22 protein-coding genes are annotated in these 25,003 nt (G+C 70.2%); 10 read left to right on the top strand and 12 right to left on the bottom strand.

Annotated features, from left to right (window positions below):
• The first annotated feature begins 37 nt into the window (after positions 1–37).
• From glyA to Y710_RS08335, 3 genes are all read left to right on the top strand, one after another.
• Complete coding sequence (glyA, locus tag Y710_RS08345) at positions 38–1,333, top strand: serine hydroxymethyltransferase (RefSeq protein WP_006898036.1); 1,296 nt, start codon at positions 38–40, stop codon at positions 1,331–1,333.
• 89 nt (positions 1,334–1,422) lie between these two features.
• Complete coding sequence (locus Y710_RS08340; RefSeq protein ID WP_006898035.1) at positions 1,423–2,292, top strand: acyl-ACP desaturase; 870 nt, start codon at positions 1,423–1,425, stop codon at positions 2,290–2,292.
• 498 nt (positions 2,293–2,790) lie between these two features.
• Positions 2,791–4,095 carry a PhoH family protein gene (locus Y710_RS08335; protein WP_006898034.1) on the top strand — a complete coding sequence of 435 codons (1,305 nt, stop codon included), beginning with the start codon at positions 2,791–2,793 and terminating at the stop codon, positions 4,093–4,095.
• Between the two features lie 73 nt (positions 4,096–4,168).
• Here the strand turns inward: Y710_RS08335 and Y710_RS08330 are convergent, their stop codons facing one another.
• Positions 4,169–4,999, bottom strand: coding sequence for a DUF559 domain-containing protein (locus Y710_RS08330; RefSeq protein WP_062367134.1), 831 nt, complete (start codon positions 4,997–4,999; stop codon positions 4,169–4,171).
• A 96-nt stretch (positions 5,000–5,095) separates the two neighbouring features.
• Positions 5,096–5,695 carry a class I SAM-dependent methyltransferase gene (locus Y710_RS08325; RefSeq protein WP_062367132.1) on the bottom strand — a complete coding sequence of 200 codons (600 nt, stop codon included), beginning with the start codon at positions 5,693–5,695 and terminating at the stop codon, positions 5,096–5,098.
• 193 nt (positions 5,696–5,888) lie between these two features.
• Here Y710_RS08325 and Y710_RS08320 point away from each other — a divergent pair, with 193 nt between their 5' ends.
• Positions 5,889–6,752 carry a L,D-transpeptidase family protein gene (locus Y710_RS08320; RefSeq protein ID WP_062367130.1) on the top strand — a complete coding sequence of 288 codons (864 nt, stop codon included), beginning with the start codon at positions 5,889–5,891 and terminating at the stop codon, positions 6,750–6,752.
• A gap of 90 nt (positions 6,753–6,842) precedes the next feature.
• Here Y710_RS08320 and Y710_RS08315 read toward each other — a convergent pair whose 3' ends face one another.
• From Y710_RS08315 to Y710_RS08305, 3 genes are read right to left on the bottom strand one after another with little or no spacing between them, the layout of a single operon-like run.
• A complete protein-coding gene (locus Y710_RS08315) occupies positions 6,843–7,520 on the bottom strand; it encodes a PIG-L deacetylase family protein (protein WP_062367128.1) in 678 nt (225 codons plus the stop codon).
• 46 nt (positions 7,521–7,566) lie between these two features.
• Positions 7,567–8,199, bottom strand: a complete 633-nt coding sequence (locus Y710_RS08310; protein WP_006898029.1) for a response regulator — start codon at positions 8,197–8,199, stop codon at positions 7,567–7,569.
• On the bottom strand, positions 8,196–9,383 hold the full coding sequence (locus tag Y710_RS08305; RefSeq protein ID WP_039868099.1) for a sensor histidine kinase: 1,188 nt from the start codon (positions 9,381–9,383) through the stop codon (positions 8,196–8,198). The genes Y710_RS08310 and Y710_RS08305 overlap by 4 nt, the downstream gene beginning before the upstream one ends.
• Positions 9,384–9,564: 181 nt before the next feature.
• Here Y710_RS08305 and Y710_RS08300 point away from each other — a divergent pair, with 181 nt between their 5' ends.
• Both Y710_RS08300 and Y710_RS08295 read left to right on the top strand, forming a co-directional pair.
• Complete coding sequence (locus Y710_RS08300) at positions 9,565–10,536, top strand: ABC transporter permease (protein ID WP_045539652.1); 972 nt, start codon at positions 9,565–9,567, stop codon at positions 10,534–10,536.
• A gap of 41 nt (positions 10,537–10,577) precedes the next feature.
• Positions 10,578–11,276 carry an ABC transporter ATP-binding protein gene (locus Y710_RS08295; RefSeq protein ID WP_062367126.1) on the top strand — a complete coding sequence of 233 codons (699 nt, stop codon included), beginning with the start codon at positions 10,578–10,580 and terminating at the stop codon, positions 11,274–11,276.
• A 117-nt stretch (positions 11,277–11,393) separates the two neighbouring features.
• Here the strand turns inward: Y710_RS08295 and glpX are convergent, their stop codons facing one another.
• Complete coding sequence (gene glpX, locus Y710_RS08290; RefSeq protein ID WP_006898025.1) at positions 11,394–12,380, bottom strand: class II fructose-bisphosphatase; 987 nt, start codon at positions 12,378–12,380, stop codon at positions 11,394–11,396.
• A gap of 108 nt (positions 12,381–12,488) precedes the next feature.
• Between glpX and Y710_RS08285 the strand changes: the two genes are divergently transcribed.
• Complete coding sequence (locus Y710_RS08285) at positions 12,489–13,058, top strand: DUF4245 domain-containing protein (RefSeq protein WP_006898024.1); 570 nt, start codon at positions 12,489–12,491, stop codon at positions 13,056–13,058.
• Positions 13,059–13,136: 78 nt separating this feature from the next.
• On the opposite strand, the gene Y710_RS08280 is transcribed toward Y710_RS08285, so the two are convergent.
• From Y710_RS08280 to Y710_RS08270, 3 genes are read right to left on the bottom strand one after another with little or no spacing between them, the layout of a single operon-like run.
• The gene (locus tag Y710_RS08280) at positions 13,137–13,376 is read right to left on the bottom strand and encodes an exodeoxyribonuclease VII small subunit (protein ID WP_062367124.1); all 240 of its coding nucleotides are present in this window, start codon (positions 13,374–13,376) and stop codon (positions 13,137–13,139) included.
• Positions 13,373–14,617 (bottom strand): exodeoxyribonuclease VII large subunit, encoded by a 1,245-nt coding sequence (xseA, locus tag Y710_RS08275; RefSeq protein ID WP_006898022.1) that lies wholly within the window; start codon positions 14,615–14,617, stop codon positions 13,373–13,375. The genes Y710_RS08280 and xseA overlap by 4 nt, the downstream gene beginning before the upstream one ends.
• Before the next feature lie 50 nt (positions 14,618–14,667).
• Entirely contained in the window at positions 14,668–15,381 is a 714-nt protein-coding gene (locus tag Y710_RS08270; RefSeq protein WP_006898021.1) for a lipid droplet-associated protein, read from the bottom strand.
• 34 nt (positions 15,382–15,415) lie between these two features.
• Between Y710_RS08270 and Y710_RS08265 the strand changes: the two genes are divergently transcribed.
• The gene (locus Y710_RS08265; RefSeq protein WP_081598154.1) at positions 15,416–16,369 is read left to right on the top strand and encodes a 4-hydroxy-3-methylbut-2-enyl diphosphate reductase; all 954 of its coding nucleotides are present in this window, start codon (positions 15,416–15,418) and stop codon (positions 16,367–16,369) included.
• Positions 16,370–16,396: 27 nt separating this feature from the next.
• Here Y710_RS08265 and mycP read toward each other — a convergent pair whose 3' ends face one another.
• Entirely contained in the window at positions 16,397–17,716 is a 1,320-nt protein-coding gene (gene mycP, locus Y710_RS08260) for a type VII secretion-associated serine protease mycosin (RefSeq protein ID WP_006898019.1), read from the bottom strand.
• Positions 17,713–19,164 (bottom strand): type VII secretion integral membrane protein EccD, encoded by a 1,452-nt coding sequence (gene eccD, locus Y710_RS08255; RefSeq protein WP_062367121.1) that lies wholly within the window; start codon positions 19,162–19,164, stop codon positions 17,713–17,715. Before eccD ends, mycP begins: the two co-directional genes overlap by 4 nt.
• Before the next feature lie 161 nt (positions 19,165–19,325).
• On the opposite strand from eccD, the gene eccCa reads away from it, so the two are divergent.
• Positions 19,326–23,276 (top strand): type VII secretion protein EccCa, encoded by a 3,951-nt coding sequence (gene eccCa / locus Y710_RS08250; RefSeq protein WP_062367119.1) that lies wholly within the window; start codon positions 19,326–19,328, stop codon positions 23,274–23,276.
• The gene (locus Y710_RS08245; RefSeq protein WP_062367116.1) at positions 23,273–24,454 is read left to right on the top strand and encodes a type VII secretion-associated protein; all 1,182 of its coding nucleotides are present in this window, start codon (positions 23,273–23,275) and stop codon (positions 24,452–24,454) included. Before eccCa ends, Y710_RS08245 begins: the two co-directional genes overlap by 4 nt.
• Here the strand turns inward: Y710_RS08245 and Y710_RS08240 are convergent.
• Positions 24,451–24,984 carry a YceI family protein gene (locus Y710_RS08240; RefSeq protein WP_039867718.1) on the bottom strand — a complete coding sequence of 178 codons (534 nt, stop codon included), beginning with the start codon at positions 24,982–24,984 and terminating at the stop codon, positions 24,451–24,453. The genes Y710_RS08245 and Y710_RS08240 overlap by 4 nt on opposite strands.
• Positions 24,985–25,003 lie beyond the last annotated feature (19 nt).

Below are 25,003 nucleotides of genomic sequence, written 5' to 3'. Positions count from 1 at the left end.
GGTGGAGAGCGGAGACACGCAGGTAGAATCGGGCGCCATGAGCCTGTTTTCGCAGTCCCTTGCCGACCTGGATCCCGATGTAGCCGCCGCCATGAACGGCGAGTTGTCGCGTCAGCGCGACACCCTGGAGATGATCGCGTCGGAGAACTTCGTTCCCCGGGCCGTCCTGCAGGCGCAGGGCAGCGTGCTGACCAACAAGTACGCCGAGGGCTACCCGGGACGCCGCTACTACGGCGGCTGCGAACACGTGGACGTGATCGAGGACATCGCCCGCGACCGCGCCAAGGCTCTCTTCGGCGCCGATTTCGCCAACGTCCAGCCGCACGCGGGTGCGCAGGCGAATGCCGCGGTGCTGCAGGCTCTCATGGAACCGGGGGAGACGCTCCTCGGACTCGATCTGGCGCACGGCGGCCACCTGACCCACGGCATGCGGCTCAACTTCTCCGGCAAGCTCTACGAGAACGCCTTCTACGGCGTCAGCAAAGAGGACTTCCGCGTCGACATGGACGAGGTGCGCAAGATCGCGCTCGACACCCGTCCGAAGGTGATCGTCGCCGGATGGTCGGCGTACCCGCGCACCCTCGACTTCGCCGCGTTCCGCGAGATCGCGGATGAGGTCGGCGCACACCTCTGGGTCGACATGGCGCACTTCGCCGGTCTGGTCGCGGCCGGGCTGCACCCGAGCCCGGTGCCGCACGCCGACGTCGTCTCCACCACCGTCCACAAGACTCTCGGCGGTCCGCGCTCGGGCATGATCCTCGCCAAGCAGGAGTGGGCCAAGAAGCTCAACTCCGCGGTGTTCCCCGGCCAGCAGGGCGGACCGCTGATGCACGTCATCGCGGCCAAGGCCGTCGCGCTGAAGATCGCCGCGAGCGAGGAGTTCGCCGAGCGCCAGCGCCGCACCCTGTCGGGCGCCAAGATCCTCGCCGAGCGCCTGACGGCCGACGACGTGACCAAGGCCGGCGTCTCGGTCCTGACCGGCGGCACCGACGTCCACCTCGTGCTGGTGGATCTGCGCAACTCCGACCTCGACGGCCAGCAGGCCGAGGATCTGCTGCACGAGGTCGGCATCACGGTCAACCGCAATGCCGTGCCGTTCGACCCCCGCCCGCCGATGGTGACCTCCGGGCTGCGCATCGGCACCCCGGCGCTCGCGACGCGCGGATTCGGCGACGCCGAGTTCACCGAGGTCGCCGACATCATCGGCACCGCGCTCGCCGCGGGCAAGGGCGCCGACGTCTCGGCCCTTCGTGCACGCGTCAGCAAGCTCGCTCTCGATCTGCCTCTGTACGAGGGCCTCGAGGACTGGGGTCTGATGAGCGCGCAGGCCTGATCCGAGCCGAAATCCAGGCGACGCCGGTCCCGTAGTGGCCGGCGTCGCCTGGTTTCGGTGGGGGCCGTCCGTCGTTTAGGGTGGGTGTCGTGGCTGTACTGAGCAATGACGAGTTGATCAACGCGCTGGAGAAGGCGCTCCCGGAGATCGCGGAGGAGCACGCCGAAGGTGCCATCTCGTGGACGCCGTCGGATTGGATCCCCTGGGACCTGGGCCGCAACTTCGCCTTCCTGGGCGGTGACGACTACGTGCCGTCCGATTCCACGCTGCCCGAGACCGCCGCGGCCGGACTCCAGGCGCTGCTGCTCACCAAGGACAATCTGCCCTCGTTCCATCGCGTCCTCGCGATGCACTTCCCCGCGTTCTCCGATTGGCGACAGCTGGTCGGCGTGTGGACCGCCGAGGACAATCGTCACTCGATCGTCCTGCGCGACTACCTGGTGGTGACCCGGGCGGTGGATCCGGTGGAGGCCGAGAACCGTCGTCGCATCCATGTGGTCGCCGGCTGGCGGCAGTCGCCCGAGGCCATCGAGAACCTTGGACCGATGGACGTCCTGGCCCTGCTCGCGGTCCACGAGAACCAGTGCGTCACGTTCATCGAGAAGCTGCTGGGCTACGTCGACGACGAGAACCTGACTCAGATCCTGACCAAGATCCAGACCGACGACGCCGTGCAGGCCGCGACGTTCCAGGCCTTCCTGATGGCGGGCGTGGTAGCGGACCAGGAGTCCACCGTCCTGGCCGTCGACAAGGCGCTCGCCGGGATCGAGCACATCGGTTCCGACATCGCCGACTTCGACGCGCAGCGCGATTTCATCTCGGACTTCGAAGACGTCTCGACCGACGCCGCGATCGCGGCGAAGCTGGCCTCGGAGCTCAAGCTGGAGAGCCTTCAGGAGCTCAGCGCCGAGGCCGAGTCCGCGCGTGCCCGGATTCTCGCGAAGGCTGCCGGGCACTGACTCCCTGCAGGCCCCGGAATCGGGTCCGGGAGATCGTCGTTCCCGGCCCGAGCCGATTCACAGACACCCGCGTCCGTAAGGCGTCGCGCGGCGAACCGCCCCGCACGTCCCGGCGGCGGTCGATCCACCATTGGTGACCGGTCGACGGGCGCGACGCCCGTCGACCGCTGTCGTGGTGCTGAAGTTGCCGCTGATCCGTGGTGTGACGAGAGATCGCTCGGCGTCGTCGTTCGGTAACTCAACCTTCACCGACGCGCCGACTGCGCTTGGCCACTCGGAGATGTGACGCAGCGTACGTTGGGCCTTAACGGGCCGCGGGGAAGCGGTTCGTTCGGGAGGTTCGATTCGTGAACGACACAGGTGTCACGAGAGGGCCGGCCCCGGCTCTCGCCGACTTCGGTTGACCGCCGGCAGGTGGAGATCGAGCAGGCACGAGCCGACCGGCTGCTCAGACAAACTCGTTCCGTGCGGGGCTGCACGGGCGACTAGGAGTCCGACGTGACCGTTCGCACCTACGTCCTCGATACCTCCGTCCTGCTGTCCGACCCGTGGGCGGTGACCCGCTTCGCGGAGCATCACGTAGTGCTCCCGCTGGTCGTCATCAGCGAACTCGAGGGCAAACGCCACCACAGCGAACTCGGCTGGTTCGCGCGTCAGGCACTTCGCCTGCTCGACGACCTGCGAGTCAGACACGAACGTCTCGATCTGCCGATCTCGATCGGCGACGAGGGCGGAACCGTGCAGGTGGAGCTCAACCACACCGACCCGACGGTCCTGCCCGCCGGTTTCCGCAACGACACGAACGACTCGCGGATCCTGGCCTGCGCGCTCAATCTGCGTGCGGAGGGCCGCGACGTCACGCTGGTCTCGAAGGACACCCCGCTGCGCGTCAAGGCGGGCGCGGTCGGCCTCGCCGCCGACGAGTACCACGCCCAGGACGTGGTGGTCTCGGGATGGACCGGAATGGACGAGATCGACGTCGCCGACACGGCGATCGACGCCCTGTTCGCCGACGGGCTGATCGATCTCGACGAGGCGCGGGAACTGCCCTGCCACACGGGCGTGCGGATGGTCGGTAACGGGCAGAGTGCGCTGGGCCGCGTCACCGAGACCAAACAGGTACAGCTCGTCCGCGGCGACCGCGAGGCGTTCGGCCTGCGCGGCCGGTCGGCGGAACAGCGCGTGGCGCTCGACCTGCTGCTCGACGAATCCGTCGGGATCGTCTCCCTGGGCGGCAAGGCCGGCACCGGCAAGTCGGCGCTGGCCCTGTGCGCGGGTCTGGAGGCGGTGCTCGAGCGTCGCACTCAGCGCAAAGTGGTCGTCTTTCGCCCGCTGTACGCGGTCGGCGGTCAGCAACTGGGCTACCTGCCCGGAGGCGAGGCCGAGAAGATGGGGCCGTGGGCGCAGGCCGTCTTCGACACGCTGGAGGGACTGGTGTCGACCGAGGTGGTCGACGAGGTCCTGTCGAGGGGCATGCTCGAGGTTCTGCCGCTGACGCACATCCGCGGACGGTCGCTGCACGATTCCTTCGTGATCGTCGACGAAGCGCAGTCGCTCGAGCGCAACGTGCTGCTCACGGTGCTCTCGCGGCTCGGGTCGGGGTCGCGCGTGGTGCTGACGCACGATGTCGCGCAGCGCGACAACCTGCGCGTCGGCCGCCATGACGGTGTCGCCGCGGTGATCGAGAAGCTCAAGGGCCATCCGCTGTTCGCACACGTGACCCTCACCAGGAGCGAGCGGTCGCCGATCGCAGCGCTGGTGACCGACATGCTGGAGGAGTTCGCGCCGGGCGCCGGGGTGTGACTCCGGGCTCGCGCACAGCATTGACCGATTCGGCGGCTTCCGGCCGAGAAGTTCGGGCGACACGCGTGAGCGGTCAATGCTGTGCGCGCTGCGCCGGACGCATGTGAGCGCCGTTGCGGACGGCCCGGATGATCTTCGCGAGGGTTGCCTTCCATCGGAAGACGATGTCGTCGTAGGTGAAGCGGAGCGTGTGATAGCCGAGGTCGAAGGCGGTCGCGTCGCGCGTCCGGTCGGACTGGAAGTGCGGCCGGTCGCCGTGGATCTCCCAGCCGTCGATCTCGATGATCAGGTAGTCGCCGATGAGGAGGTCGACCCGGCCGACTCCGTCGATCTTCACCTGCGTTCGCACGGGGACGCGGTGAGTGCGCAGTCGTCGGCGAGCCATCGACTCCGGGCCTGACTCGGCGTTCGGATCGCACTCATCGATCAGCAGTCGGACGGACTTCGGAGCGTCGCGGAACAGGTACTCGAGCTCCTCGATGTGCATCAGTCGCAGGTTCAGCACCGAATCGCAAACGACCACAAATCCCTCAGCATCGAGGCAGCGAGCCGCGTGTCGCAGTGCGGTCGGGAGGTCGTCGACTGCGCCGGCCTCCGGAACGGGCCGCCCGAACTGCCTGCAGAACGGTCCTCGAAGGTGCTGCACCGCCCACGAGTTGCCGCGGACGTGGAGCCGGTCGTCGGCGGGAACCCAGACGCCGTGGCGTCTGAGGGCCGACATGCAACTCACTACACCGCCGCGGCGGACCGCGGCGACGTCGTCACTGCGCGCCTCGCCGATTCGGTACCAGCCCCGACGGAGCTGTTCGGCGTGGCCGCGCCGGATCAGGTCGTTCAAGCGGGCGCGGCCGATCATCCGTTCGATCTCTCGGTACGGGTACACCCCGGATCTGATCGCGTTCATGCGCAGATGATGCGCACTTCGGGAACTGCGTTCCGGGTTTCCTCCGCGCGGGAGCGCGAGTGTGGATCGATTGCTCCTCGTCTACAGGCGTCAACCTCATGCGCGCCGCAGAATCGACACGGCGAAGTCGGCGTCGTCGTGCCACGGGCGGACGTCCCAGGTCGACAGCCGGAGGTCGAGCGACAGGTCGGTCTCGGTCAGGGCGGCGTCGAAGGTCTCCACCGCCAGTTTCGCCGTATGGAACCCGACGGCGACGAAGCCGTCCGGCAGCAGATGGTCGGACAAGCGCTGCAGCACGACCGCCTCGGTGTTCGGCGCCACGAAGGCCAGCACATTGCCCGCGCAGACGATTGCGTCGAACTGCTCGCGCGTTCCGTCCGGCCGGCGGAGATCGAGTTCGGCGAGATCGGCGACGCGCCAGTGGGGGCCGGGGTAGTCGGTCTGCGCTGCCTCGATGAGCTTCGGATCGACGTCGACGCCGGTGACCCGGTGACCGACGCCGTGCAGGTAGCCGCCGACCCGGCCGGGTCCGCAACCGGCGTCCAGGACCCGCGCCGAGCGGGCGACCATCGCATCGATGAGTCGACCCTCCCCGAACAGATCGTCGCCGTTCGCCGCCATCTCACGGAATCGCTGGATGTACCACTCACTGTGGCCGGGCGCGGTGTCGGTGATCCATCGGGGAGCAGGGGTCATGGCCTCCACGGTAGCCGGAGCCACAGGTCAGCGGCATGGGTGCGGGGCCGGGCCTCGGTGCGGACGCCGTCGGCGAACCCTCCGCAGGCAGCTCACAGAACAGTTGCGGAAAGGTGACGATGGTCTCCAGGTGTGGCAGCCACGAGCGAACGACTGGCACACTGGCATGGTGCTGAAGTTACTGATGAGGCGAATGTTGCAAGTGGGGTTTGCGCTTACTGCGCTCCTCGGAGCACTCGTCGTGGGTGCCGGACAGGCGTCCGCGGTCCCGCAGACCGCGCCGCAGACAGGGTCTCCGCAGACCGGATCCGACAGCATCACGACGTTGATCGACAACCTGCTCAAGGGGATGAAGGAACCGGGTACCCCCGCCGTGCCCGGTGCGCAGGAGACGAGCCAGATGATCGTCGTGACGGCGCCGGTGGCGTCGTCGCAGACCGCGACGCTGACCGCGTTCGAGAAGGATGCGGCAGGTCAGTGGAAGCCGGTCATCGGCCCGACCAAGGCCTTCCTCGGCGAGAAGGGCATGGGCAAGGCGCAGGACAACGTGTACCGGACTCCGGAGGGCACGTTCGGACTCGACCAGGCCTTCGGTCGCCAGGCGAATCCCGGGACCAAGATGCCGTACTTCCAGGCGACCACGCAGGACTGGTGGGACTCCAACGAGAAGTCGCCGACCTACAACACGCACGTCAAGTCGGCCACCAGCCCGGGCGGCGACAGCGAGAACCTGTACAACAGCGGACCGGTGTACGACTACGCGGTCAACATCAACCACAACCCGACCAACACACCGGGCGACGCGTCGGCGATCTTCCTGCACGTGACCAACGGCGAACCGACGCAGGGCTGCGTCGCGATCGACCGCGACAAGATGGTCGAGATCCTCAAGTGGCTCGACCCGGCCAAGAACCCGAAGATCACCATCGGCGTCAACGTCAACGCGCCGAAGGAGGCTCCGGCCGAGCAGAAGATGCCCGGTGCCGATCTCATCGGCGGAGTCCTGGGGAATCTCGCCACGCTGATCCCGAACCTGCTCAGCGGCGCGATGCGCTGACACGCGCCCAAGCCACATCGGTTGGACCCGGGGCCGCATGCGACGACGCGTGCGGCCCCGGCGCTTGTCTCGGGGGCACCACAGGCCAGTTCAGCGGGGCCGGACCTGTTCGAAACCCGTGGCGTGCGCGGCGTCGAACTCGTCGATCGCGGCGGTGAACGACTCCACCTGATTGCGGGCCTGATCGGCCACCGGTGTCGACGGATCGAGCACCTCGAGGTACACGCGGTGGCACGACAGCGACTCGACCGCCGCCTCGACGAAGCCCGTCACGTCCACCGCGTGCGTCGGGTGCGGGCCGTTCCAGAACAATCCCGAGGGCGGGTCAGCGAGCTCGTCGTAGGCGTCGACCACCGCCGCCGCGAACTCCATGTGATCGCGCTGATTGGGGAAGCCCGGCGCCCACTCGGGGCCGCCGTACGTCGCCAGGACGACGTCGGGCGACACGCGCTCGATCGCCTCGGTGATCTTCGCGCGCAGCTCCGGAGTGTTGTGCAACTCGCTGTCCGGGAAGCCCCAGAACTCCACCTCGTCGACGCCGACCACGGCGGCCGAGGCGATCTGCTCACCTTCTCGCAGCGGCCCGGCCTCGGCCGCGGCCATCCCCTCGATGCCGACCTCTCCGCTGGTCGCCAGGCCGTAGACCACGCGTCTGCCTTCGGATGTCCAGCGCGCGACGGCCGCGGCCATCCCGTACTCCGGGTCGTCGGGATGTGCGACGAGCACGAGGGCGGTGGACCAGTCCGTGGGAAACGTGGTGAGGCTCATGCGGGTCACGGTACGCGGAACCGGCGATCCCGTCCGGCGGGTGCGCTCAGCCGATCAGTCCGCGCTGACGTGCGACGGCAACCACCTTGCTGCGGCTCGAGACGCCGAGCTTGTCGAAGATGTGCACCAGATGCGACTTGACGGTGGCCTCCGAGATGAACAGACGCTTGGCGATCTCGCGGTTGCTGAGGCCGAGGTCGAGATGCTCCACGATCTCGAGCTCTCGTGCCGTGAGGGCCGGCCTGCTGTCGGTGACGCGGGTCAGCAGTCGCGCCGCCACCGCTGGGCCGAGGACCGTCTCGCCGGCGGCAGCCGACCGGATGGCGCTGATCAGGGTCTCGGGCGCGGCGTCCTTGAGCAGGTAGCCGACGGCACCGGCACTGACCGATCGGACGATGTCGGCATCGGATTCGTAGGTGGTGAGGATCAGCACCTGAGGCGGATCGGCCAGCCGGCGGATCGATTGGGTGGCGTAGACGCCGTCCGCGTCGTGCGTCTCGGTCCCGTGCAGGCGCAGATCCATCAGGACGACGTCGAGGGAGAGTTCGCCGGCGAGGGCGATCGCCTCGTCGGCGGTACCGGCCTCGGCCACCACGTCGAGATCGGGGGAGGCGCCCAGGACGGCGCGCAGACCTGCGCGGACCACGGGGTGGTCGTCGACCAGCATGATGCGGATCACGGTTGCCCTCCGATCGGGAGCCGGGCGTGGATCACGGTACCGTCGTCGGGCTCCGATTCGACGCTGACGCTCCCGCCCGCCTCCGACACCCGATTCTGCATGGCGCGCAGGCCGAAGCCCGAGCCGTCGGACCTGCGCGGGGGTCGCCGGCCGGCCGGGAAGCCGACTCCGTCGTCGACGACGTCGAGATGCACCTCGTCGGGCAGATAGGTCAGGGTCACGGTGGCCCGGGTCGCGTGGGCGTGGCGGGCGGCGTTGGTGAGCGCCTCCTGCGCCGTTCTCAGCAGCGTGTTGCGGGTCTCCGGCCGGAGCGCGACGGTGTCGCCGTGCACTCGCAGTTCAGCCGGCAACCCGCTCTGGGAGACCCGATCCACCTCCTCGCGCAGGGCGTCGGTGAGGCCGTCCGGGCGCAGGTCCGGCCCGTCGAGCCCGCGAAGGAAGCGTCGCGACTCGGTGAGCGCCTTCTGTGCGGTGTCGAGCGCGGTGCGGACCTGGACGTCGCGCTGATCGCCCGGGGTCTCATCGTTGGTGGCCGAGCGCAGCAGCAGCACGATGCTCGCCAGGCTCTGCCCGGTGCCGTCGTGGATCTCCCCGCCCAGGCGCTCCCGCTCGGCGAGGATCCCGGCCTGACGTTCCTTGGCGGCCAAAAGTTCTCGGGTTGCGAGGAGATCGGCGACGAGCTCGTCGCGCTCGTCCACCATCGCGATGATCCGACGGAAGATCTCAGTCACGGCGACCGCGGTGGCGATGCCGAACGCCGGACCGATGATGCCGCCGACCATCAGCTCGGGACTGTGGAGCAGCGTGGAGCCGATCGACGTCGTCACGATCACCACCTCGGCGACCACCGAGACCGGCGGTTCGAGGAAGTACCAGCACAGCATGGCCAGGACGAAGGCCAGCCAGACGAACCCGGGGGAGAGCAGCACCAGTGCGACCCACAGCAGGGTGAGGATCACCACCCAGATGCCCGTGTCGAGGCCCCGGCCGCGCGTGTGCGACCACACGCCGAGCAGGTACCACCCGCCGACGACGGCGACACCGGCGATCACCGCGGCGGCCCCGCCGAACACGATGGGCGCCGAGCCGGCCAGAGCTTGAGCCATTCCGGCGAGCAGAAGCGCCAGGAACAGGATGTGGCCGCCCCATTCCGCATAGCGCTCGGCCGGTCGATCGTGCGTCATAGCCTCCAGTATCACCGCCCCGCCGCCACCGACCATGGCGTCTACAACTTTCGATGGATGCCCGCGCGCCGCCGGATGGATGCAGATCTGAGGTGCCCAGACGATGTTCCGGCGCCCGATTCCCGACAGGCTGGAAGCACGTTGGTCGAGCGGTTTCGCACCGCTGTTCACAGGAGGACGCATGTATCTGGGATTGCGGGAGTTCCGCGCTGCAGCAGGGCGGTTCGCGCTCGTCGTCGGGGTGGTGACACTGCTCGCGTTCATGGTGGTCGCGCTGTCGGCGCTGACCGAGGGGCTCCGCCAGCAGTCGGTGTCGGCCGTGGAGAAGCTCCCCGGAGCCGCGTTGCTGGTGCAGGAGGACGGCGACAAGCCCGCGCTGCTGTCGGACAGCGAGATCACCCGCACCGCCGGTGAGGGCACCGAACTGGGGGTGGCGACGCTGCGTGCCAGCCATGACGGAGCCAACTCCACGGTCGCGGTGTTCGGCCGCGGCGACGTTCACGAGGTGGCGGTGTCGCCGGACATCGCGAAGACGCTGGGCGTGGTCCCCGGCGGCTCGATCCAGCTCGGATCCACGACGGTGCGGGTCGACCGCGTGGCCGACGTCGGTCAGTACGCCCATCAGCAGGTGATCTCCATGCCGGTCGGCGAATGGCGCGAGGTGACGCACCGCGATTCGGTGAACGCACTGATCGTCGACTCCGATAGTGCGGCTCCGGCGGGCCTGGTCCGGGTGGCGCACGCCGATCTGCCCGACCTGGTCCCGGGCTTCTCGTCCGAACACATGTCGCTGCTGTTGATCCAGGGGCTGCTCGTGGTGATCTCGGCGGTCGTCGTCTGCGGATTCTTCGCCGTGTGGACCGGTCAGCGCATCGGCTCGCTCGCGGTGGTCCGGGCGATGGGCGCGGGACGCTGGTACCTGCTGCGCGACGGCCTCGCCCAAGCCGGTTCGGTCCTGGTGGTCGGCCTGGCACTCGGCGCGGCACTGGCGGTCGGTTTCGCCTCGCTGCTGTCGGGCAAGGCGCCGGTGGTCGTCGACCCGGCGGCCGGGGCGACGGTCCTCGCAGGCATGGCCGTCCTGGGACTGGTGGGCGCGGCGCTGGCGCTGCGGCCCCTGGTGAAGGTGGACCCGCTGGTCGCCCTCAACCGCTGACACTTCTCCGATCCGACCGATGACTACTGATGGGAACTGACATGGGATCTGCAACTGACACGGGACTGACACTCACCGACATCGATCTGACCTACCCCGACGGCGACAGCGTGGTGCGCGCGGTGCGCGGGGTGAGCCTGCACGTGGAGCCGGGCACCACCGTCGCGCTCACCGGCCCCTCCGGATGCGGGAAGTCGAGCGTGCTCGCGGTGGCCGGCGCACTGATCCGGCCCGACTCGGGGACGGTGCGGATCGGCGACCGATGCCTCGACGGCCTCGACGCGGAGGCGCTGGCCCGCGTCCGGCGCGAACGGATCGGACTGATCTTCCAGAACGACAACCTGGTACCCGGACTCACCGCAGAGGAACAACTGCTGCTCGCGGCGCATGTGGCCGGTCGCCGGCCGTCGCGGCACCGCGCCCAGGCCCGCGAACTCCTCTCGGCCGTCGGGCTCGACGGAGCGTTCGGACGCCGGCCCGGACAGCTCTCGGGCGGAATGCGGCAGCGGGTCAACATCGCCCGGGCGCTGATGAACGGACCGCAGGTGCTGCTGATCGACGAACCCACCTCCGCGCTCGACTCGACACGGGGAACGCAGATCGTCGAACTGCTCACCGAACTGGCGCGAGACCGCGTCATCGCCTCCCTGCTGGTGACGCACGATCTGCAGACGGTGACCGGGGTGGACGGAGTGCTGGAGATGAAGGACGGCGCCCTGCTGGCCGGTGTCGGGGTCTGACACCGCTGCCGTTCCCCACCGAACGCACCGATGCCCCTCGACTCATGGAGTCGAGGGGCATCGTCGGTCCTCGGTGCGAGGCCGGGGTCAGTCGATCGCGGGGGTCGATCGCGGGGATCAGATGTCCAGGCGCGCGTACTCGCGCAGCTTGGACGTCTGGTGGACCGCCTCGATGGTCCGGATGGTGCCCGACTTGGAGCGCATGACCAGCGAGCGGGTGGTGGCCCCGTTGGGACGGTAGGTGACGCCGCGGAGCATGTCGCCGTTGGTGACGCCGGTCGCGCAGAAGAAGGAGTTCTCTCCGCGCACCAGGATGTCGTTGGTCAGGACCATGTCCGGGTCCAGGCCCGCGTCGACGGCCTTCTGGCGTTCGGCGTCGTCCTTGGGCCACAGCTTGCCCTGGATCTCGCCGCCCATGCACTTCATCGCGACGGCACTGATGATGCCTTCGGGGGTGCCGCCGATGCCCATGAGCATGTCGACGGTGCTGTAATCGCCGGCGGCGGCGATGGCGCCGGCCACGTCGCCGTCGGAGATCAGCCGGATCTTGGCGCCGGCCTCACGGATCTCGTGGATCAGCTCGGCGTGGCGGGGACGGTCGAGGACGACGACGGTCAGGTCGGCGACGTCGATGCCCTTGGCCGCGGCGACCGAATTGATGTTCCACTCGGTGGACTGGTTGATGTCGATCGCGCCCTTCGCGGCCGGGCCGACGGCGATCTTGTTCATGTAGAACACCGCCGACGGGTCGTACATGGTGCCGCGTTCGGAGACCGCGATGACGGCGATCGAGTTCGGACGTCCCTCGGCCATCAGCGTGGTGCCGTCGATCGGGTCGACGGCGACGTCCACCTCGGGGCCCTCGCCGTTGCCGACGATCTCGCCGTTGTACAGCATCGGGGCCTCATCCTTCTCGCCCTCGCCGATCACGACGGTTCCGCGCATCGACACTGTGGAGAGGAGTTCGCGCATCGCGTCGACCGCGGCGCCGTCGCCGGAGTTCTTGTCGCCGCGCCCGACCCACCGACCAGCGGCCAGCGCCGCGGCCTCGGTGACACGGACCAGTTCCATGGCCAGGTTGCGGTCGGGTGCTTGCTTGGTCATGCGGACTCCACTTTCGTTGCGAACCTTGATGAGGTCTAGACCTCGATTCTTTCATGGCCGGGACCGGCGATTGGCTGGGGGCGGCGCCCGACTGCGATAATCGAAGCCATGGCCCAGAAACCCCGGATCCTGCAAGACGGACGAGACCTCGTCTGGTCGCTCATCCCGCTGCTGGTGATCGCACTGATCGTGGCCGGGGTCAGCGGCAGTTGCTCCTGGGGCTTCGGCAACTCGGCGACCGAGCAGAAGATTCCCAGTTTCAACGTCAGTGCAGGTCTGCACGCCGATGCGGAGTCGATGCCGTTCCCGATCCGGGAGCCGAAACTGCCCGCGAACTGGAAGGCCAACTCGGGTTCGACTCAGGAGATCGGCGCCACTCTCTCCAGCAACGTCGGCTGGATCACCCCCAACGGCGTCTACATCCAGCTGACGCAGACCGCCGCGACCGAGGAGCAGCTGGTTCCGAAGCTGCTCGGCGACGGCGCGAGTGGCGGTGGCGTGCGCGAGATCTCGGGCCAGCGCTGGGTCACCTACTCAGGCGACGATCACCGCAAGGCATGGATCGCCGACATGGGCGACGTGCGAGTGGGCGTGGTGAGCCGCGGCGCGGACTCCGACATGCAGACCCTCGCGAAGGCGGTCACCGAGGCCGAACCGCTGCCGTCCAAGCGTCCCTGACCCGAGCCGGTCGCCGGATCGGCCACCGGGCCTGCGGGGAAGTTAATCTTCCAGTCCTCGTCCGCCAGCCCTCGTCCCTCAGTCCTCGTCGTCGGTCTCGGCGTCGTCGTTCAGTGCGGCCTCGATCCGTGATCGAGCTCCCTCGAGATGCTCGGTGCACCGCTTGGCCAGCGCCTCGCCGCGCTCCCAGAGCGCCAGCGACTCGTCGAGACCCAGTCCACCCCGCTCGAGTGCGGTGACCACCTCCGACAATTCGTCACGAGCCTGCTCGTAGTCGAGTTCGGCGACGGGCGTGAAATCGGCTCCGGGATCGGTCACTGTCGGCTCTCCTTCGTGGTCGGCGAGATCACTGCCGCGGCCGATCCGTCGGCGACGCGGATGCGCACGGCCGCTCCGGCCGGCAGGTCGTCCACCGAGCGGACCGCGTGCGGCTGGTCGGAGTCGGTGCGCTGCACCACGGCGTATCCGCGGGCGAGCGTCTGCGCTGGTCCGAGGGTCGACAGCTGCGATGCGAGACGTTCGGTGCGATGCTCCTCGACAGTCACCAGGTGCCGGACACTGCGGCGGATGTCGCGCACTGCGCCGTCGACACGGTCCTGCCGGTCGTCGACCATGCGCAGCGGGTTCGCGAGCACGGGCCGGGCCCGGAGCCCCTCGACCACCCGTTCCTCCCGGTGCACCCAGTTGCGCAGCGCGTGGGCACTGCGCCGGCGCAACTCGGCGATTCCCTGCAGTTCGGCCGAGACGTCCGGCACCACACGCTTGGCGGCATCGGTCGGCGTCGCGGCGCGGACGTCGGCCACCAGGTCGAGCAGCGGACTGTCGGGTTCGTGGCCGATGGCGCTCACCACGGGGGTCCGGCAGGCGGAGACGGCGCGCAGCAGCGTCTCGTCGGAGAAGGGGAGCAGGTCCTCGACGCTGCCGCCCCCGCGCGCGATGACGATGACCTGGACGTGCGGTGCGGCGTCCAGCGCCGCGAGGTGCTCGACGATCGCAGGCACCGCGGTCGGTCCCTGCACGGGCGAATCCCGGACCTCGAACCGCACCGCGTCCCACCGGGCGGTCGCGACGGCGATCACATCGCGCTGTGCGGCACTGGCGCGGCCGGTGATCAGTCCGATCGTGTGGGGGAGGAACGGCAGCGGCCTCTTTCGGCGGGCGTCGAAGAGCCCCTCGGCGGCGAGCAGGGCCCTGACGCGTTCGATCCGGGCGAGGAGTTCGCCGATGCCGACCGGCCGGATGTCGGTGATCCGCAGCGACAGAGTGCCCCGGCCGGTGTAGAAGTTGGGCCGGCCGTACACCACCACCCGGGCGCCCTCGGTGAGCGGCACCGGACTCCGCTGAAGCAGACCCGGGTCGCAGGTCACCGAGATCGAGATGTCGGCGGCGGGATCGCGCAACGTCAGAAAAGCGGTGCGCGTGCCGCGGCGCAGGCTCAGCTGGGTGATCTGACCTTCCACCCACACCTGCCCGAGCCGGTGGATCCAGTCCGCGATCTTGAAACTGAGCGTGCGCACCGGCCACGGATTCTCGGCGGTGTTCCCCTGCTCGGGCGTCATCGCGGAACCCCGGTGCAGAGCCGGGCCGGGTCGATCACTGCGCCGGTTGCTCACTGCGCGGATTCGGCCTTCTTCTGCTGGCTGACGATGCGGTTGTCGAGCATCGTGACGAAGGGCGTGCGATTGCGGTTCGCCTTCTCGAACTCGAGGATCTCGGTGAGTTCCTCGGTGCCGAGCCCGCGGACCTTGGCGCGCAGCTGGGCCAGCGTCAGCGTCGGGTAGTCGAGGGCGGCGACGGCGGCCGGGAGATGCTCCGGCGACGCTGCGGCATCCGGCGTCGTAGAGGTGGGGCCCGCGGCCACGTCGGCCGGAGCCGAGCTGTAGAGCGCGAAACGTCCGGCGTTGGCCGGGGGCGCGGCGCTGTCGGCGGCGGACTCGTCGGGGCTCGCAGCGGAGGCCTCGGCGGCGCTCGTCTCAGCGTGGTTTGTCGCGGAGTTCATCTCAGGGGCGCGGGCCGGGGCTTGCGGAACAGTGGCCGGCGCGTCGGCACGCAGCGGCCGGCTCGCCGCCTCCGCGTCGTCGTCTTCGTCGAACCGCGCCCACTCGGGCTGTTCCTGAGACTTGTCGCACAGCGGCGCGAGCAGCTCGTCGCCCTTGATGGCGAGCTCGGCGATGTTCTGCTGAAGTCGCATGCCGGCCTGCAGACTCCGGCTCACCGCACCCATCGGCAGAGTGATGACTCGCGTCGGCAGTTTGCGGGTTTCCTCGATGGTGGTGGCGACCAGACCGGCGACCACGCGGGCAGCGTATGGAGGACGACTCATGTACTAACTCTCTCACAGCCGTACCCTGGAGTTCATGGCTGATAGTAAGCGCGTCCTTCTCGCGTCGCCCCGTGGATATTGTGCAGGCGTCGACCGGGCCGTGGAGACTGTCGAGCGGACCCTCGACAAGCACGGTGCGCCGGTGTATGTCCGCAAGGAGATCGTGCACAACCGGCATGTGGTCGACACGCTGACCGAGCGTGGCGCGATCTTCGTCGACGAGACCGACGAAGTGCCCGAGGGTGCGATCGTGGTCTTCTCCGCCCACGGAGTCTCTCCCGAGGTGCACCAGAGCGCTGCGCAGCGCAGCCTCAAGACCATCGACGCGACGTGCCCGCTGGTCACCAAGGTGCATCAGGAGGCGAAGCGGTTCGCGCGCGACGATTACGACATCGTGCTGATCGGCCACGAGGGCCACGAGGAGGTCGAGGGCACCGCCGGCGAGGCCCCGCAGCACATCCAGGTGGTCGACGGACCCGACGCCGTCGACGACGTGCAGGTGCGCGACGAGTCGCGGGTGATCTGGCTGTCGCAGACCACGCTGTCGGTGGACGAGACGATGGAGACGGTGTCCCGGCTCCGGGAACGGTTCCCGCTGCTGAACGACCCGCCGTCGGACGATATCTGCTACGCCACCCAGAACCGCCAGGTAGCTGTCAAGGCGATGGCGCCGCGGTGCGAGCTGGTGATCGTGGTCGGTTCGCAGAACTCGTCCAATTCGCAGCGGCTGGTGGAGGTGGCGCTGCAGAACGGCGCCGAGGCGTCTTACCTGGTGGACTACGCCCGCGACATCGACCTGGCCTGGCTCGACGGCGTCACCACGGTCGGCGTCACCTCGGGTGCCTCGGTCCCGGAGGTCCTCGTCCGCGGGGTGGTGGATCTGCTCGCCGAGCACGGTTACGCGGACGTCGAGACCGTGACCACCGCCGAGGAGACGCTCACCTTCGCGTTGCCGCGCGAACTGCGGCCCGCCCGCAATCCCCGCTGACCGCGGCGCCCATCGCCTCGGCAGCGATCATCGGCGGCGGCGCAGCAGGCGTCCGCCCACGACGGCGACAGCCGCGAAACCCGCACCCGCGAGGATGACGCCCGCACCGGAGCCCGACTCGGGCTCATCGTCGGGGAGAGCCAACGGCCGCAGACCCGGAGCGGCGCGCACCTCGGGGTCGTCGGTGAGTGCGGCGAGCGGATCGATCACCCCGCTGCCGACGGCGTCGTCCCGGCCGCCGCCGTGCGCCGTGTCGACGATGCGGTCGATCACCTCAGCGGCCGACAGTCGTGGGTACCGGGACCGGATCAGCGCCGCCAGGCCCGACACGTACGGCGCCGCGTAGCTGGTGCCGGCGAGCGGGGCCACCCCGTCGCCGGTGCGCAGGCCGCCGGCGAGCCGCGGGCCGCCCGAGCCCGGCATCACGCTGACCACATCGGTGCCCGGCGCCGCCACGCTCACCCACGGCCCGCGCAGGCTGAAGTCCGCCGCTGCGCCGTCGGCGGCCGCGACGGCGCCCACCGTCAGCACCAGCGGCGCGAATCGCGCCGGGGTGACGGCCGTGCGCAGTCGCGCCCACGCCTGCTCGACCGAGGCCGCACCCGACGGGTTCTGCTCCCGACACGCCGTGGTCTCGGTCAGGTTCCCGGCTGCCACGACCACCACCACGTCCCGCTCACGCGCGTAGGCCAGCGCGGTCCCGACGAGACCGTCATCGAGCGGACCGGCGGCGGGTGCGCATGCCACCTCTGAGATGTTGATCACCCGTGCACCCAGGTCGACGGCCCGTACCACCGACCGCGCGAGAGTGGTGAGCGGGCCGTATCCGGCTCCCACCACGGCGTCGTCGGCTCCGCTGCCCCGGGCGCTGAACGCTCCGCTCGACTGCCGAATCGAGATGATGGTCGCCTCGGGCGCCACACCGACGAAGTCGTCGTCGGCGGAGGGCTGTGCTGCGATGATGCCCGCGACCAGCGTTCCGTGGGCGTCGCAGTCCGACAGTCCGTCGCCGGTCCCGACGTAGTCGCCGCCGGCGACGAGGCGCGGCAGCCTGGTGTGCGGGCTCACACCCGTGTCGATGACCGCCACGGACACGCCGGCGCCGCGACTGAACCGATGGGCCGCTGCCACGTCGAGCAGTCGGTGGCCCGCGGGTTCGCCTGCGGTGTCCGCGTCGGCGGTGGTCGCGCAGCGGGCGCGCTGCTCGGTCGGCTCGGGCGGGCCCAGCGGTGCGGCCGAGACCGTCGCCCGGGCGATCACCGGCGCCGGGACCGCCACGGCGGCACCCGCGCCGGAGAACCAGACGACCGCCGCGACCGCCGTGATCGCGCCGATCCGCCGGATCACAGGGTCCGGACCGCCTGATAGACGTCCAGGACCCAGAGCAGCAGCGGAATCACCGCGGTCAGCGCGGCGTATTCGGCGATCTCGACGGCGCGCACGGCGGGCGGAGAGTAGTCGCGGCCGGATGCGACCGTGCCCAGCAGCAGAGCGCCGACCGCCCAGCCGATCGTCCCCGCGAACACCCAGACCGGTTCCGGGCCGGACCCCGCGACGGCGGCGAGCGCGGCGACGACTCCGATGATCCCGGCCGCCCCGACCAGCAGAGCCGACTGCAGCCGGTCGGCGTGCGTCCGGCCGCGGGCGGCGAGTGCCACCACGATGCACGCGCAGTAGCCCAGCGCCACCGGCGATCCGCCCGCCGCAGCGGCGACGGCCGCGGTCGCGACCCCGGTGACCAGGACGGCACCGGCGAGTGCGCCCGTCAGAATCGATGCGGTCACGGCGGCGCGGCGCGCGAGCGCGTCGAGGTCGCCCAGCGCGAGGTCGGCGATTGCGCCGAGCGGATCGCGGGTCGAGAGCCGGACCGCGTCCACGCCGTCGACCACCGCGGGATCGGTCCCGTCGGGTGCCGCCGGCGCAGTGTTCGGCACCGACGGCAACGGCAGACGTCCGGCGGCGATCGCGATTCGCGGCGCGCAGAGCACCAGGCCGACGCCCGCCGCCGCGACGACTGCGGCCAGATCCCGCACTGACGGCGCCCACACCGTGGCGAGCAGCCCGGTCGCCGCGGTTGCGCCGCCGACCACGGCGATCGCGGTGTGGGCCGCCGCGGCCCGGCCGGTGCCCTGGTATCCGATCACCGCACCGGCCAGGGCAGCGATGCCCGCTAACGCGAGCTGGACTCCGCCCGCCGCGCCGGGCACGACGAGCGAGGCCGCGACGGCGCCGAGGACGCAGCCCGCGATGCTGAGGACGGCGGAGGTCCGCGGGTCGCTCTCCAGGCGACGGCCGGACAGTGCCGCCCCGAGTGAGACCGCCGCACCCAGGGCCGAGACCGCGAGGACCACCGGAGCGTCGCCGGCGGCCGCCGCCCAGCGGCCGGCCGGGACGGCCCCGACCACCGCGACCAGGAAGACCAGATAGCTCACCATGCGTGAGGCGTCCGACGACCAGCCGAAGCGGTCCCGCTGCAGAGCCGCCGCCACACCGTCGGCGACGTCGTCGATCAGCACCGTCCCGGCATCGGCCGGCGCAGTGCGGATCACCAGCAGATCGCCGTCGCACACCCCGCACTGCGCGAGAGTGTGCTCGGCGGCCAAGGCGGTTCCGTCGATGCGGGCGAGTGTCCAGTTCGCGGGTTCAGCGCTGTCGTCCACCCGGACCCGCAGAGCGTCGAGAAGATCGGGCATCAGCGCCGCGATCGGCACGCCGGCCGGAAGGCCTGCGTCGAGTTGAGTGCTCCCACCCACGATCGATGTCCGGATCATGTCCGGTTCGGTCAACACGGTCATTCGGCAAACCTTCCCCCAAGGTTCCTGATACAACCTCTTCCATCGCCCGTGAGGCGAGGACGTCGTCGAGATAACCATGTCGGGAGTCGTCGCGGTCAGCGATTGGGGGAAATCGCTCAACCGGCCTCACGCGGCGGCCGAATCAGAGCTGGGGGGCTCGAATGGGCAGTGCAACAATCGGTTTCGCGCGTCGTCCGCGGATCGTCGTGGAGGCTCCGCCGGACGGGGAGATCGAGCTGACCGCGCCGCCGGAGCTGTCGCGCGCAGTGCCGCCGAATCTGCTGGTGCGGCTTCTGCCGGTGGTCATGGTGGTCGCCGTCATCGGCATGGTCGCCATGATGGTGATGACCGGAGGCGCTGGGGCACTGGCGAATCCGATGTTTCTGATGTTCCCGCTGATGATGGTGATGTCGATGGTGGGAATGCTGGCATCCGGCGGGCGAGGCGGTCCCGAGCGGGCAGCCGAGGTGAATGAGAACCGCAAGGACTATCTGCGCCATCTCGGGCAGCTTCGCGACGATGTCGCCGAAATGGCTGCAGCGCAACGAGAATCGGCGCAGTGGCGGCATCCGGATCCGGGAGCGCTGATCGGCCTGGTCGGGGGCCGCCGGATGTGGGAGCGCAGATTCACCGACGACGACTTCGGCCATGTCCGCGTCGGCCGCGGGACACACCGCCTCGCGACCGCGTTGGTGCCGCCGGAGACGCCGCCGGGCGACGACCTGGAGCCGGTGTCGGCGGTGGCGCTGAGACGTTTCGCTGCGGCGCATGCGGCCGTCGACGGGCTGCCGACGGCGATCGCGCTGCGCGGATTCCCGGCGGTCAGCCTGCTCGGGGATCCGGTGCAGGTGCGCGCCCTGCTGCGGTTCATACTGTGCTCGTTGGCCGTACTGCACGGTCCGGACCACCTGCGGATCGCGGTCGTCGCCGACGATCCGCTCGACGCCGAATGGGATTGGGTCAAGTGGCTGCCGCACATCGGCCATCCGGCTCGTCGGGACGGGCTCGGTGCCGTGCGCATGGTGTACCCGACGCTCGGCGCCCTCGGCGACGACCTCGCCGCCGATCTCGCGGCCCGAGCGGGTTTCAGCCGGACGGCCGACTCTCCGGCGACGTCCCATCTGTTGATCGTGGTCGACACCGATCGAGTCGATGTGGACGACGAATTGATCGGCGGCGTAGGCCTCGACGGCGTGACAGTGGTGAGTCTGGGCACCGCGCCGAGCCCGCTGGCGGTGCGTCGCGGGCTGCAGCTGACGGTGTCCGGCGGTCGTGTCGCCGCCCGCACCGCCGCCGGACTGGAGGAGTTCGCCGTCGCCGACCGGCTGTCCGGGCCGTGCGCCGAAGCCGTCGCGCGCCGGCTCGCCCGGTACCGCCCGGCGTCGCTCGACGCACTTCTCGATCTCGACACGCCGGTTCTCGCGAGCGATCCCGGACTGCCCGCACTGCTGGGTCTGGGAGACGCGGGCCGCGTGACCCCGGAGTCGGCCTGGCGCGGGCGCCTCGGTGCCGAACGACTGCGCGTGCCGATCGGCTACACCCCGGAGGGCGCTCCCGTCCACCTGGATCTGAAGGAGAGTGCGCACGGCGGAATGGGGCCGCACGGGCTGTGCATCGGCGCCACCGGCAGCGGCAAGAGCGAACTGCTGCGCACCCTCGTCCTCGCGCTGATCGCGACGCACTCCCCGGACGAGTTGAACCTGGTCTTGGTCGACTTCAAGGGCGGGGCCACCTTTCTCGGTCTGGAGCAGGCCAAGCACACGGCCGCGGTGATCACCAACCTCGAGCAGGAACTCGCGATGGTGGACCGGATGGGCGACGCACTCTCCGGCGAACTGAACCGCCGTCAGGAACTGCTGCGCGCCGCAGGCAACTTCGCCAATGTCACCGACTACGAACAGGCCCGCCGGGCGGGGGCGCCGCTCGACCCGCTGCCCGCCCTCTTCATCGTCGTCGACGAGTTCTCCGAACTGCTCGCGCAGAAACCGGAATTCGCGGACCTGTTCGTGGCGATCGGCCGGCTGGGGCGCTCCCTGCACATCCACCTGCTGCTCGCGTCCCAGCGTCTCGAGGAGGGCAGGCTGCGCGGGCTCGACAGTCATCTCTCGTACCGGATCGGATTGAAGACCTTCTCCGCCAACGAGTCCCGGACTGTGCTGGGCGTCCCCGACGCCTATCACCTGCCGAGTGCGCCCGGCGCGGCCTACCTGAAGTGCGATTCGTCGGCGCCGACACGCTTCAACACGTGCTTCGTCTCCGGCCCCTATCGACCACCGGCGGGGCCGTCTGCCGGTTCCGCGTCGTGTGCGCAGACCCGGCCGGTCGCGTTCACCACCGCGGAGGTCCCGCTCGCCGAACCGGCCACGGAGCAGCCGGACGGCCAGGCCGACGAGGGTCCGTCCGCGACGGTGCTCGAGACGGTGGTCGCGGCACTGGCCGGGCACGGCCGCACCCCGCATCGGGTGTGGTTGCCGCCGCTGGAGCGGGCGATCACCCTCGATGCGCTGGCACGCGACACCGCACCCGGCACCTTGACCTTTCCGTACGGGGTCATCGACCTGCCGTTCGAGCAGCGGCGCGACACCGCATGGCTCGACGTCGCGGGTGCGGCCGGGCACGTCGCTGTCGTGGGCGGTCCGCAGTCGGGCAAGTCCACCACGCTGCGCACCCTGATCTGCGGAGCCGCCACGACCCACACCCCCGAACAGGTGCAGTTCTACTGTCTGGACTTCGGCGGCGGCACGCTCGCCGCACTCGATGGTCTGCCGCACGTCGGCTCGGTGGCCACCCGAGTCCAGCACGACCGGATCCGCCGCACGCTCGCCGAGATCCTGGCGGTGAAGACGAGCCGGGAGGCGTGCTTCGCCGAGCACGGCATCGAGTCGATGCGGGAGTACCGCGCGGCGCGCGCTGCGGGCCGCTTCGCCGACGACCGGTACGGCGACGTCTTCCTGGTCATCGACGGGATCGGCGTGCTCCGGGCCGACTTCGAGGCGCTGGAGGAGAAGGTCGACGCCCTCGTCTCGACGGGGCTGGCGTACGGCATGCACGTGGTGGTCAGCGCGTCGCGGTGGGGCGAGATCCGGCCCGCCATGAAGGACCTGATGGCCGGTCGCGTGGAACTGCGGCTCGGTGACGCCCTCGATTCCGAGATGAGCCGCCGCGCCGCGGCCGGAGTGCCGGAGGGACGGCCGGGCCGCGGGCTGACCGCGCAGGAGAAGCACCTGCTGGTGGCGCTGCCGCGGGTGGACGGCGTCGCCGACGCGACCGATGTGTCCGCCGGAACGGCGAAGCTGGTCGAGGCCGTCGCGCGGGAATACGGCGATCGCCGGGCTCCGGAGGTGCGGACTCTCGCACGAGTGGTGGACGGTTCCGTGCTCGCGGAGACCGTTGCCGCGCAGGGAGCCGGGACGCGGGCCGGTACGGTCGCGCTCGGGCTGTCGGAGACCGACTTGGGGCCGTGCGTCCTCGACTTCGACGCCCAGCCGCACCTGCTGGTGTTCGCCGACGTCGAATCGGGCAAGACCGAGACGCTTCGCACGCTGGTCCGCGGACTGGTGGCCGGCGGAGATCCGGACGAGGTCAAGCTCGTCCTCGTCGATTACCGTCGCGGACTGCTCGGAGAGGTGCCGGAGACGCATCTGGGCGGCTACGCCAGTTCCGAACGCACGGCGCGGCCGATGATGGCGCAACTCGCCGAGTACTTCGCCGCGCGGCTGCCCGGCGACGACGTGACACCGCAACAACTCGTCGACCGCAGCTGGTGGTCGGGGCCCACCGTCTATCTGGTGGTCGACGACTACGACCTCGTCGCCACGGCGTCCGGGAATCCATTGTCGCCATTGATCGAGTTGCTCGGGCACGGTCGCGACATCGGTTTCCGGCTGATCCTCACGCGCCGATCCGGCGGTGTCGGCCGAGCGCTGTTCGATCCGCTGATCGCCTGTCTGCGCGACCTCTCGTGCGATGTCCTCCTGATGAACGGCGACCCCGACGAGGGCTACGTGGTGGGCAGGCACCGCCTGCAGCGCCTGCCGGCAGGCCGCGGCGAACTGGTGTCGCGCAACCGGTCGCCGGAGATCGTCCAGGTCGCGCTGGGAGAACGGGCGTGAGCGGCCCGGTGATCGATCTCGCCTACGGACGTGTGACCGGTCCCGGCAGCACCGTGGATCTGACGACGCTGCTGGAGGACATCGACTGCGCCGAACGGCGGGCCCTCGCCCGGCAGGCGCTGCGCGAGGTGATGGCGCGGGCCGTCGGCGCCTCCCGGATCCTGCTGCCCACCGTGTGGGGACCGGTCCGCACCGAGGCTCTGGTCGGCGAACTCGCCTCCGTGGGCGCCGCCGCCGAACCCGTTCCACGGGCGGTGGCGATCGCCGCTTCGCACGCCGACGCGACCGTGCACCGCTGCGCCGTGGTGGAGACCCGGATGCTGCCGGCCACCGGCGGACACTGGAGCGTGCACACGGTGACGCGCACCGACGGCCGGTGGTCGCTGGGGCGGGGCGCGGTGGACCTCCCGCGCCGGATATCGGCCGAACCCGGGTGGTCGGCTCCGCTGCGCGCCGCCGACGCGGTCTTCGTCGACGGTCCCGATCCGGAATCGGTCGCCGCCGCCCAGCGGTTGCTGCTCGAAGCCTTCGGTGTACGCGCGATGGCCGTCGACAGAACGGTTCTGACCAGGCACGGAGGTCGGCTCGGTCCGGTGAGCGCCGCCGAGCTGCTCGCCGGCCTGCCCGCGCCGCCGATCGCCGCGTCGCGCCGGGGACTGCGCGCGCCGGCAGTCGTCGCCGCGGTGCTGGTGCTGGCCGCAGCCGCGACCGCCGGGTGGGCGCATTGGCCGCGGCCGGAGCGGTCCGCGCAGCAGACAGTCCGGGTGGGCCGGGCCGAACTCGCCGTTCCGGGCCAGTGGCGGCGCAGTGACGGGGACGATGCGACCGCCGGAAGCCGCACGGTGTTCGCGGCCCCCGACGACGGCAGGCGGCTGATCGTCGTAGTCTCGCGGCTGCGGGGCGGTTCCACCGTCGCGACGGTCGCGGAGAGCCTGCGGAACCGCATCGCGCAGCGCGGGGACGACGCGGTGGCCGAGTTCGCGGCCGACGTGAGCTATGCGGGCCGTCGCGTGATCGGGTATCGCGAGACGCCGGCGTCGGGTTCTCCCGTGGCCTGGTACGTGGCCGTCGAGAGCGGCACGCAGATCAGCATCGGTTGTCAGACGGGCACGGGGGAGGAGTCGGTGGACGGTCCGTGCCGCGGGGCCGTGGGTTCCCTGCGTGTGGTGAGCGATTAGGAGACGGTGACCGACGCCTCCAGCGTCACGACCACCTCGTCGGCCACCTTCAGGGCGCCCATCATCAGCGAATACGGCTTGATCCCGAACGTCGTCTGCGTCACCGCGGACTGCCCGGAGACGGTGCTGCCGTCCACCGCCACGTCGACGGTGTGGGGCTCGGTGACTCCACAGATCGTCAGATCGCCCGACAACCGGTAGCCGTCGCCGCTCGCCGACACGTCGCCGGCCCGGAAGACGATCTCGGGGAAGGCGGACGATTTCAGCGACTTGAGAGCGTTGGCGCGCGCGACCAGCCGTTCCGGACCGGTCATCGGAGTCAGCCCGCCCTCGCCCGAGAGCACCTGCAGGGAGTCGACGTCCACCCGCAGCGCCACGGAGACCGGAGTGTCGCCGTCGAAGGCGATGTCGGCTCGCCACGCGTCGAACCCGATCGTCAAGCTGTGGCCGGTCCGCGCCGCCCGCCCGGCGACGCCGGTGCGCAGGGTGAGGGCGCCGTCGCCGGGACCGATGCTGATCACTGAAGTCATGCTCTCGACGATACGGACC

Source organism: Gordonia sp. QH-12 (assembly GCF_001578675.1).
Lineage (GTDB): Bacteria > Actinomycetota > Actinomycetes > Mycobacteriales > Mycobacteriaceae > Gordonia > Gordonia sihwensis.
Note: the sequence above shows the minus strand (reverse complement) of the source record. Positions and strands in the feature narration are given on the sequence as shown.

Excerpts from the sequence above, each read along its gene's own strand:
- Y710_RS08325 (WP_062367132.1), bottom strand. The coding sequence starts at position 5,695 with ATGACCCCTGCTCCCCGATGGATCACCGACACCGCGCCCGGCCACAGT.
- Y710_RS08330 (WP_062367134.1), bottom strand. The coding sequence starts at position 4,999 with ATGAACGCGATCAGATCCGGGGTGTACCCGTACCGAGAGATCGAACGG.
- Y710_RS08265 (WP_081598154.1), top strand. The coding sequence starts at position 15,416 with ATGGCTGATAGTAAGCGCGTCCTTCTCGCGTCGCCCCGTGGATATTGT.
- Y710_RS08300 (WP_045539652.1), top strand. The coding sequence starts at position 9,565 with ATGTATCTGGGATTGCGGGAGTTCCGCGCTGCAGCAGGGCGGTTCGCG.
- Y710_RS08270 (WP_006898021.1), bottom strand. The coding sequence starts at position 15,381 with ATGAGTCGTCCTCCATACGCTGCCCGCGTGGTCGCCGGTCTGGTCGCC.
- Y710_RS08240 (WP_039867718.1), bottom strand. The coding sequence starts at position 24,984 with ATGACTTCAGTGATCAGCATCGGTCCCGGCGACGGCGCCCTCACCCTG.
- Y710_RS08305 (WP_039868099.1), bottom strand. The coding sequence starts at position 9,383 with ATGACGCACGATCGACCGGCCGAGCGCTATGCGGAATGGGGCGGCCAC.
- glyA (WP_006898036.1), top strand. The coding sequence starts at position 38 with ATGAGCCTGTTTTCGCAGTCCCTTGCCGACCTGGATCCCGATGTAGCC.
- eccCa (WP_062367119.1), top strand. The coding sequence starts at position 19,326 with ATGGGCAGTGCAACAATCGGTTTCGCGCGTCGTCCGCGGATCGTCGTG.
- Y710_RS08285 (WP_006898024.1), top strand. The coding sequence starts at position 12,489 with ATGGCCCAGAAACCCCGGATCCTGCAAGACGGACGAGACCTCGTCTGG.
- xseA (WP_006898022.1), bottom strand. The coding sequence starts at position 14,617 with ATGACGCCCGAGCAGGGGAACACCGCCGAGAATCCGTGGCCGGTGCGC.
- Y710_RS08315 (WP_062367128.1), bottom strand. The coding sequence starts at position 7,520 with ATGAGCCTCACCACGTTTCCCACGGACTGGTCCACCGCCCTCGTGCTC.
- eccD (WP_062367121.1), bottom strand. The coding sequence starts at position 19,164 with ATGACCGTGTTGACCGAACCGGACATGATCCGGACATCGATCGTGGGT.
- Y710_RS08320 (WP_062367130.1), top strand. The coding sequence starts at position 5,889 with ATGTTGCAAGTGGGGTTTGCGCTTACTGCGCTCCTCGGAGCACTCGTC.
- glpX (WP_006898025.1), bottom strand. The coding sequence starts at position 12,380 with ATGACCAAGCAAGCACCCGACCGCAACCTGGCCATGGAACTGGTCCGT.
- Y710_RS08295 (WP_062367126.1), top strand. The coding sequence starts at position 10,578 with ATGGGATCTGCAACTGACACGGGACTGACACTCACCGACATCGATCTG.